At 59.1% G+C, this 7,629-nt stretch carries 7 protein-coding genes and 1 tRNA gene; 3 read left to right on the forward strand and 5 right to left on the reverse strand.

Annotation, left to right across the window (positions count from 1 at the left end; genetic code table 11):
- Positions 1-7 precede the first annotated feature (7 nt).
- The 3 genes from HTT03_RS14200 to HTT03_RS14210 all read right to left on the reverse strand — a co-directional run bounded on the left by HTT03_RS14200 (position 8) and on the right by HTT03_RS14210 (position 3,523).
- On the reverse strand, positions 8-1,801 hold the full coding sequence (locus HTT03_RS14200; protein WP_174860444.1) for a sensor histidine kinase: 1,794 nt from the start codon (positions 1,799-1,801) through the stop codon (positions 8-10).
- Between the two features lie 175 nt (positions 1,802-1,976).
- Positions 1,977-2,561: a poly-gamma-glutamate hydrolase family protein gene (locus HTT03_RS14205; RefSeq protein ID WP_174860445.1), complete on the reverse strand. Its 585-nt coding sequence runs from the start codon at positions 2,559-2,561 to the stop codon at positions 1,977-1,979.
- 11 nt (positions 2,562-2,572) lie between these two features.
- A complete protein-coding gene (locus HTT03_RS14210; RefSeq protein ID WP_174860446.1) occupies positions 2,573-3,523 on the reverse strand; it encodes a class II glutamine amidotransferase in 951 nt (316 codons plus the stop codon).
- A 281-nt stretch (positions 3,524-3,804) separates the two neighbouring features.
- On the opposite strand from HTT03_RS14210, the gene HTT03_RS14215 reads away from it, so the two are divergent.
- Both HTT03_RS14215 and HTT03_RS14220 read left to right on the forward strand, forming a co-directional pair.
- Positions 3,805-4,194 (forward strand): enoyl-CoA hydratase, encoded by a 390-nt coding sequence (locus tag HTT03_RS14215; RefSeq protein ID WP_174860447.1) that lies wholly within the window; start codon positions 3,805-3,807, stop codon positions 4,192-4,194.
- The gene (locus HTT03_RS14220) at positions 4,191-5,129 is read left to right on the forward strand and encodes a cation efflux transmembrane domain-containing protein (protein WP_174860448.1); all 939 of its coding nucleotides are present in this window, start codon (positions 4,191-4,193) and stop codon (positions 5,127-5,129) included. Before HTT03_RS14215 ends, HTT03_RS14220 begins: the two co-directional genes overlap by 4 nt.
- Before the next feature lie 18 nt (positions 5,130-5,147).
- On the opposite strand, the gene HTT03_RS14225 is transcribed toward HTT03_RS14220, so the two are convergent.
- A tRNA-Arg gene (locus HTT03_RS14225) sits at positions 5,148-5,225 on the reverse strand.
- 187 nt (positions 5,226-5,412) lie between these two features.
- Between HTT03_RS14225 and HTT03_RS14230 the strand changes: the two genes are divergently transcribed.
- Positions 5,413-5,928 (forward strand): superoxide dismutase family protein, encoded by a 516-nt coding sequence (locus HTT03_RS14230; protein WP_174860449.1) that lies wholly within the window; start codon positions 5,413-5,415, stop codon positions 5,926-5,928.
- A gap of 46 nt (positions 5,929-5,974) precedes the next feature.
- On the opposite strand, the gene HTT03_RS14235 is transcribed toward HTT03_RS14230, so the two are convergent.
- Entirely contained in the window at positions 5,975-7,204 is a 1,230-nt protein-coding gene (locus HTT03_RS14235) for a cation:proton antiporter domain-containing protein (RefSeq protein WP_174860450.1), read from the reverse strand.
- Positions 7,205-7,629: the final 425 nt, after the last annotated feature.

Below are 7,629 nucleotides of genomic sequence, written 5' to 3' on the forward strand. Positions count from 1 at the left end.
AGCGCGGTCAGACCGCCTTTTGCATCCGGTCCGCGTGCGGCGCACCGTCTTGGTTGGATTGCACGCCAAATTCCACGTGAAACACTGTCCCGGCGCCGAGGGTGCTTTCATAGAACAAATCGCCCGCCATCTGCCGCGCCAATTGCCGCGAAATATGCAGCCCCAGCCCTGATCCTTGGGTCGACTTCTGCCCCCCATCCGCGACCTGTCCGAAACGGCCAAAGACCTCCTCCTCGCTGCCAGCGGGGATGCCTCGGCCCTGATCGCTGATCGACAGGCGCACCCGCCCGTCGGTGGCCCGTAGGACGCCTTTGACCACACCGTCCTTTGGCGAAAATTTGATTGCGTTGGAGATCAGATTGTCGACGACCTGCCGAATAGCAAATTCGTCACCCAGAATGACAGCGGGCGTGTCGACCTGCCCGGTGATAAGCCGCACGCCGCGTTCTTCGGCGAACATCCGGTTCTCCTCTAGGCTTTCATTCAGCAGGCGGCGCAGGTTCACGGGCTGCCATTCAAGTTTGAGCGCTTGGACGTCAAGTTTCTGTGCCAGCAAGATATTATCCACCAGCCGTGACAGGCGCAGCCCATTGCGATGCGCGATGTTGAGCGACCCTCTGACCGGGTCAGCAAGATCCCCCAGCTTGCCGCTGAGAGCCAAGGCCAGCCCGCCTTTGAGCGAGGTCAGGGGCGTGCGCAACTCATGGCTCACGACTGAGATAAATTCATCCTTCGCCCGATTGGCTTCATCCGCTTTTTTCAACGCGGCCTGAAGCGCTTCGGTCGCGGCGGTGCGCTCGGTCTCATCCACGAAAGTGACGCTCCAGCCGATATGTTTGCCATCGGGGTTCAACGGGTCCGCGATAAGCTGCAGGCGGGGCTCGTAGATTCGCGCGTTACAGTGGATCTGCGCACGGCCTTGGCGGGTCAGTCGTTCAATACCTGTGATGAGGTCTGGCTCAAGCGCTTCATGCGACAGCAGGCCGCTCTCACGCGCAGCGATGTTCGAACGCACCACGCGGCGCTGCCGGTCGAGCAAGACCACAGGTTCGCTCATACGGTCAAACAGCGCGGATTGCCCGACCGAAGGCATGTCCAACGTCTTGTTCCCCAAGGCCAGCCAAGAAAACGCAAGGATGCCAAAGGTGAAGGTAAAAGCTGTTGGATCAAGCCCGAAAACCGTGACGCCAAAGAGCACAAAGGAGGCGTTCGCCGTTAGGGGCGCAAGCGTGATCAAGATCAGCATCGTCAGCAGCGGCCAAGCTGCGGGTTTGGCCCTGCCATAGGCGCGGAATAGGCAATAAAGTGTGGCAAGGACAAAAGGATAGAGGACCGCGACGATCATAAAATAGCCCGGTCCATGCACATATTGTGGCCCCGCATCAGGGGTTGTTCCGGGGATATTGGTAAAGACCAGTTGATGCCAAATGTTGGTCGCGCCAAAAGCAAAGATCAGCAGCGGCAGCACGGTCAGCGCCAAGACCTTTTCGCGGCGCCAGACACGTGTGGCGTTGTGGACATAGGCGAAAATGAAGAAGCACCATGCGATGGGCGTCAGCGCCAGACCCAGCCATGTGAGCGCAGAATAGACCTGTCGGCAACCGGGCGCAGTCGTTGCACCGTCGGAGCCGACCATGATCAAAGTCCAAATCACGCTGATGAATGTAAGCGTGTAGAAGTGCTTCCCGGCGAAACGTTCCACCCGCAGCGTCCAGATCATCACCCCAAGGGCTATGATACTGACGCCAAGAGTAAATTTGTAAACCGGGGCGTCGAGGAGCCCTTCAAAACAGGTAAACATAAAAAACCTTCGACTTTAATTTAATGTCGGTAGATCAGCATGGCATTCAGGCAGAAATTTGTCCTTCGCATGGTCGTTTGTTGCGGAGTTGTGTTGAAAAGGCGCTGAAAAGGTTAACGTTTTCCCGTTGGCGCGGCCTCGCAGCGCAAAGCCCCGCCGGGCGAGGGCGAGGAGATTACCGCGCGTTTTCAGCCTCAATCGCCTCGCGCAGAGCGGCGCTGAACTTGTCCAGCAGCGCCGGATCATCCGCCAGCTTGCGGCGCAAAGAGCGGGAGAGTTCCAGTTGCACACCTTCGCCGCGGCGTGTGCGGTTGCAGATGTTGGTCTCGTGAATGCCGGGCAGGGTGGTGTTGCGCTCCGCCTCAAAACCCGCCACTCGCAGAGCCGCCCCAATCGCATCGCGCAGCGCCGCGGCTCGCCCGCCGAGCCAGACACTATCCGTCCCATCGTCCTTGCGCCCATGGATTGCAACGGCGATCCGGGACCGGCTGACCAGATCAAGCGCGGTCGGCTCATCGAAGAGATGCGAGGTAATGTGAAGATCCCCATGTGCGCCGGGCTTGAGCGCCTCGAACGCGTAGAAGGAATAGGTGTCACCTGCGATCGCCTCTGCAATGGCGGAGGTCTCAGGCTCGATCGTGCCACCATGCGGGGCGAGGATCACCACATCGCTGTCGCGCTCCGCAGAGCGAATGGCATAGTCGGTGTCCGGAGACAGGACGTCGGAGAGGTCTTTGAAGTTCTGGAAGCGGTCTGCCATTAGCTCACGCCTCACACATCAAGTTCATATACGGTCTGCGAGATACTGTCGCCCTCACGATTTAGCGCCACCATCTCATTGAACTTAATGTCGAGCCAATCATCACCCTCTTCGGTCAAAGGCTCTGAAGCAAAGATGGCCGAGGTTGCCTGCTCAGGAGGGGTCACATCAATATCGTAGGAGTTGGCATAGTCCTCAAAATTCTTGCCCGTCAGCGCATACATCGGTTCAAGCAGCATGGAGCGGGCGTAATCCGCCGTTCCATGGCCGGATTTGCGCAACTCCCGCCAATCTCCATTGGGGGTGGAGTTGCCCGTCTCATCGCAGCCATAGTTCACCCCGATGATCCGATCCTGAGAGACGAGGGCGATTTTGAGCTTGGTCAGCGCAAAAAGATCAAGTTCTTCCATCGCTTCACGAATGACTTTGAGCATGTCTTCGAACCCCTTTTTCACATCCTCGTCCCTATCGCCCTTGAGCAGTGACAGGAGCAAAACGTAAAGAAACTCGGTGTCGGTGGTGCCTTTCATCTGTTTGAGAAACCGGTCCGTGCAATGGGGCAACAGCGCCCGTTGCAGGATCCGCCAATTCGGCAGAGCGCCGTTCTGCGCGATGGTCCACATTGTCCCGTTAAACGAAAAGGGGTGACAATTCTCATCCGCCAGCACAGAGCTTGAATCGTAGCCCGCCGCACGGATATGGGCCAGAAGCGTGCTGCCCTGAAGGCTGGGGATGATGCTTTTGGCATTATCGTCGTAAAAGGCAGCCATGGGGCGGTGGTAGAGAAACGGCTCCGCAGGCTTTAACAGGTGTTCGCTCCATGCGCCAAAGCCCCAGCCAGCAAGATGCAAAAGCGGGTGAAGTTCCGGGTCGAGACTTTGATTGATCAGGCTGTTCTCAGGTTCAAGCAACAGGGACTCAAGCGGGATTTCAGGCCCGATATAGGCGAGGAGGCGGCACATATTAATCCTAACATCTGGGTTGCCGACGCGGCCAAGACCGTGCGGCACATACAACCCGAACAATACGTCGGACGCTTTGTTCCCAATTGGGGGCGTCCAGTGAACGGAAGGGGGGCCGGGCCGACAGAGTTCGTTGTCCGCGGAACCAACTGGGGCGCCATTAGTTAAGAAAGCAAGTGTGTATCATCGACGAGATTGCCGGAATTGCAGGAAAAACCATGCGCTCAATACAGATCGCTCCCCCAAGTTTGCGGGCCCTGATAGCGGCCTTGGCGCTCGCAATGTTGGCCGCTTGCAAAGTTCCCGCAGACCCTGAAGGCACGACAGTCGAGGTGACGGGCGACCTCCTCAAGGTCGGCGCCTTGACCACGCCGCTTGATACAACCGATGCCGAGGCCGTGCGCCGGATCTCCGAAGCCATGCAGGCACAGACAGAACTCGTAACGGGCGACCCTCATTCGCTTTTCACCCAGTTGGAAGAGGGTGCAATCCACCTTGTTGCCGGGCGCATCCCGGCCAACACGCCCTTCTCCGCTGATGTCGGGCTCAGTGCACCTATCGGTCGTATCCAACTAGCAGGCGAGAGCGAGGACCGGGTTCTGGCGATCCGCAAAGGCGAAAACCGGTTCTTGGTCACCCTAAACCGCGCGATTGAGGGGATGGGCAATTGAACCCCGATGTCCCAGACGAGATTGACCGCAAATTGCGCCGCGCCGCCAAGCTGGAATGGTGGTCTATATTCTGGCTGCTTACCATTATTGCGGTGATGTATTTCGCCATGGGGTCAAGCCAAGCGATGAAATCGGCTTGGATCGAAGACTCGCTAAGCCTGTTTCCCCCCGTCCTATTCCTCTTGGCCAGAAAGTTCGAAGCCAAGCCTGCCACCGATAAATATCCTTTTGGGTTTCACCGTGTCGGATCACTGGCCTTCTTACTCGCCGCTGGCGTGCTCACCGCCATGGGGGGCTTTTTGCTTTATGAAGCCGCCCGCGCGCTGGTAATGCAAGACCATCCCACCATTGGAAATGTCACCATCTTTGGCTGGGATGTCTGGTTGGGTTGGCTGATGGTGGCAGCACTGGTCTATTCCGTCATTCCGCCGGTCATTCTGGGCCATATGAAAAAACCGCTGGCCCAAGCGACGTCAGACAAAATCCTTTATACCGACGCTGATATGAACGCCGCAGACTGGAAAACAGGGCTGGCCGGTATTGCCGGGATTATCGGTATCAGTTTCGGCTTCTGGTGGGCCGACGCGGTCGCTGCGGGGCTGATCTCCTTTGACATCCTGCGAGACGGTCTGCGCAACCTGCGCATTGCGGTGGCCGAACTGCTGGACGGCGCGCCGCGAGAGTTGGCCTCAGCCGATATTCATCCGATCGTCGAGAGGCTCTCAACCGGGTTGCAGCAGCGCTTTCCGGGCCATGACGTACAGGTCCGCGAGACAGGACGGTTCCTGCGCGCCAATGTGATCTCGCCTAAGGGCGGGGAGTTGCAGGACAACGAAGCGTCGCGTTTGGTATCAGACGATCATGCCTGGCGGTTGGTGGCCGTGGGGCGTCAGATGCGGGAGTTGCCTGAACGGGAGGGTGAGGAAAGGGGGTAGGTGTTTGTAAAAAAACTATGGCGAGCCGTGGAGGACTCGAACCCCCGACCTGAGAATTAGAAGTTCCCTGCTCTAATCCAGCTGAGCTAACGGCCCGCACTTGGCGCTCATATCTTACGTAACCCTTTAGGATGTCAATCCGCTTCTTAGGGCGCGGATCGGCCGATACTGGCAAGCGGGTAGGGCCAATGCGCGGGATCATTCTCAGCCCAAAGCTGCGCGGAACCCTAAGTTGTATGGCGGGTTGATCCACTACGCGAAAAACATTCACAGGAGGATCACCATGACATTGCGCACAATCCTACTGGGGGCGGCCTTGGCCACCACTGGCTCCGTCGCTCTCGCCGAAAGCCATATGCAGGCAGCCGCCACAGCCGAGGTGCAGGGCAAGGACGGCATTTCTGGCACCGTGACGGTGAACACCACCGCCTCAGGCCGCAGCTTGGTGCAGATCGACGTGACCGGCGTGCCAGCAGGGACGCATGGGGTGCATCTGCATGAGACCGGCGATTGCAGCGCCGAAGATTTCAAGTCTGCTGGCGGTCATATTGCGGGCGATCGGCAGCACGGCGTCTTGGTAGACGGCGGGCCGCATCCCGGTGACATGCCGAATATGGTGGTGGGGGACGATGGTATTTTAAAGGCCGAAGTCTTTCTTGACCTGCTCGACATCGAGCAGATGGTCAAAGATGACGATGGCGCGGCCTTTATCATCCATGCTGACGCAGATGACTACGAATCCCAGCCGTCCGGCGCGGCGGGTGACCGGATTGCCTGTGGCGTGTTGAAAGCGTCCTAAACCACTTGGGCCTTCCCGACTTTTCGGGTGGGCCTACCCTTTAAGGTCAATCCTCTTCGCCCGACTTCCGGCTTGGGCCATAGAGGTAAGCACCCGGACTGCCGGTCATCCCATGCAGCAACACCGAGAGCGCTACAACCGCGCTCGCCATCACCCATAGCCGAGGTTCCTGCAGCGCATCCCGCGCGTGGAGCGCATAGTAAATCGCAGCAACCCCCATCGGGCCGAACCAGCCGAAAAATACCGCATCCCGCCGCGCCAGACGCATCACAGGGGCGAGCAGCAGCAGCGTCAGCGGTCTGCGCAACAGCAGCACGGCCAGCGCAAAGATCAGCAAAGGCCAGCCCTCAGCGACCCAATCTTGCCAAGGCAATAAGGTGCCAGTGAGTACCAGAACGGGCAGGGTAAAGAGCTTGGCAATCGCTTCTTGCACATTCTCGTCCTCCATCTCGGCCTGACGATCGACCAGCGCGTTAAACGCCAATCCGGCTGCGAAAGCGGCCAAGATACCGTCAGACTGCACCGCATGGGCCGCCCCGAGCGCGAGCAGCGACAGCGCCACAGTCACCCCAAGGATAGAGCTTTGCGTGACCCAGCCGAGATACTCGCTATAGCGCAGGCCCAACGCCGTCGCTGCCCCCAGTGCTGCGCCGAGCCCCACGGCCAGTATGACGCCGACGGGGATCGTGTGGGTTACAAAACGGCTCAGCCCCGCGGCCTGTCCTTCGGTGATCAGCAACAAGGGCAACATCACCAAAAGATAGGCCAGCCCGTCGTTTGCGCCCGATTCCATCGACAGAATGATTCGGCTGTCTTGGGGCAACCTGTCTTCGGCCAAGGCTCCGGTGACGATCGATGCCGCCACCACCGGATCGGTCGGCGCAAGCGTTGCCCCCAAGAGCAGCGCCATGAGCGGAGCCAGCCCAAGCGCAAGCCACGCAAGCCCTGCGGAAATGGCCCACATCAACAGCAGTCCCGGTCCGAGCAGCAGCAGAATCGCCCGCGCCAAAGCAGGCAGTCGCGCAGGCGGAATGCGCAACGCGACCCCCATGACCGAAATGGCCAAGGTCACCCGCGCGGCTTCTTGCAGGATCACATAGGGACTGCCCCAAGTCTCTGGCCGCAGCCAGCCCAAGCCCATAGGCCCAACAGCCACTCCAACCCCAAGCGCCAACAGGGGGGCCGACAGCGGCAGACGTTGCAGAATCCCCGACGTCAGCCCCAAGCCAATCACCGTCAAGGCGGCCAATGCAATTGTAATATAGAGCTGCTGCATATGGGTCTCCTTACCGGCAAACCTAGCCGGGGGGCGGAAGGAAGCAAATGCTGTGCGTGTTTGACTGTGAGGAACCGCGCCGGGCGCAGGCCGAGGGAGCAACGCCCATGCGAGGGGCGACATGTCCGGCAACGAAGAAGGAAACTGGTGACGCTGAAGAGAATTGAACTCTCGCACTCAGACTGGCGCGTAGCGACGGGCGTAAGTCGAGAGACCAACGCATATGCGAGGGACGACATGTCCAGCAATGAATGAGGTGAATGGTGCTGCTGGAGAGAATTGAACTCTCGCACTCAGACTGGCGCGTAGCGACGGGCGTAAGTCGAGAGGCCAGCGCCTATGCGAGGGGCGGCATATCCGGCAACGAAGAAGGTTAATGGTGCTGCTGGAGAGAATTGAACTCTCGCACTCAGACTGGCGCGTAG

Origin of the sequence: Sulfitobacter maritimus (assembly GCF_013346665.1) — a bacterium.
GTDB lineage: Bacteria > Pseudomonadota > Alphaproteobacteria > Rhodobacterales > Rhodobacteraceae > Sulfitobacter > Sulfitobacter maritimus.